General features: G+C 40.0%; 1 protein-coding gene. It reads left to right on the top strand.

Going from position 1 to position 1,356, the window contains the following annotated elements:
- Nucleotides 1-98: 98 nt before the first annotated feature.
- Nucleotides 99-1,256, top strand: a complete 1,158-nt coding sequence (gene cgtA, locus H5072_RS19555; protein ID WP_182694523.1) for an Obg family GTPase CgtA — start codon at nt 99-101, stop codon at nt 1,254-1,256.
- Nucleotides 1,257-1,356: the final 100 nt, after the last annotated feature.

The following is a 1,356-nucleotide window of genomic DNA, read 5'->3' as shown; positions in this document are numbered from 1 at the left end:
TGTTTTGTAGTCAGCCAATATATACCCAAGCCTGCATTTGTGCTGGCTTGGGTATATAATAGAGTTATTAAACAAGCCAATCCCTAAAGTGAGTAATCATGAAGTTTGTAGATGAAGTAGAAATTCGCGCAGAAGCTGGAGACGGTGGCAGCGGCATCGTGTCTTTCCGTCGTGAAAAATATGTTCCAGATGGTGGACCAGACGGCGGTGACGGTGGAGACGGTGGTAGTGTTTATCTACAAGCTGATGAAAACTTAAATACCTTAATTGATTATCAGTTTGAGCGCTTCCATAGAGCTGAACGTGGTACTAACGGTCGTAGCCGTAATTGTACAGGCCGAAAAGCTGATGACTTGTTTGTTATGGTGCCTGTAGGCACGCGCATCATGGATGTTGATACCCAAGAGGGACTTGGCGATTTAACGCAACATGGTCAACGAATTTTGGTTGCAAAAGGTGGTTTCCACGGCTTGGGGAATGCGCGTTTTAAATCAAGTACTAACCGAGCACCTCGTCAAAAAACATTAGGCACACCAGGTGAAGTACGTAACTTAAAATTAGAGTTACTATTATTAGCTGATGTTGGTTTACTTGGATTACCAAATGCCGGTAAATCTACGTTTATCCGCAGTGTATCTGCAGCAAGACCAAAAGTAGCTGATTACCCATTCACGACGCTTATTCCTAATTTAGGTGTAGTACGTCCTGAAGCAAATAAATCATTTGTTATAGCCGATATTCCGGGTCTAATTGAAGGTGCATCTGATGGCGCAGGCCTAGGTATTCGCTTTTTGAAACATTTAGAGCGTTGTCGTGTGTTATTACACATCATTGATGTAATGCCGGTAGATGGTTCAAACCCTGTTGATAATGCGTTTTCGATTATTAACGAACTGTACCAATACAGCCCTAAATTAGCTGAGAAGCCACGCTGGTTAGTATTTAATAAAATAGATTTATTACCAGAGGATGAAGCAAAAGCGTTATGCGAATCGATTGCAGAAGAGCTGGGCGAAACTGAAAATATCTATCACATTTCAGCAATTAATAAACTTAACACTCAACCATTAATCCACAACATAATGACACTACTTGATAGCATGCCTAAAGAGAAGTTTGTACAAGTGGAAGATGAAGAAGTTGAATTTAAGTGGGATACCTATCATGAAAAAGCCACTAAAGGTAAGGGCAATGATGATGATTGGGATGACTGGGATGAAGATGATTACGACGTAGAAGTTGTCTACGAGCGTTAATTAAATAGAATTTACTAAAAAGGAGCTTATGCTCCTTTTTCTTTGTTTAAGAATAAAGTACTAGGTGTTTATTATGATAATTTCAATGATTGCAGCAATG

Origin of the sequence: Pseudoalteromonas sp. SR45-5, assembly GCF_014163565.1 — a bacterium.
In the GTDB taxonomy this organism is placed as follows: domain Bacteria; phylum Pseudomonadota; class Gammaproteobacteria; order Enterobacterales; family Alteromonadaceae; genus Pseudoalteromonas; species Pseudoalteromonas distincta.
The sequence above is the reverse complement of the archived record's forward strand: the minus strand, read 5'-3'. Positions and strand labels throughout refer to the sequence as shown.

What these genes read in the sequence shown, in the direction of transcription:
- cgtA (WP_182694523.1), top strand. Translation starts at nt 99, where the DNA reads ATGAAGTTTGTAGATGAAGTAGAAATTCGCGCAGAAGCTGGAGACGGT.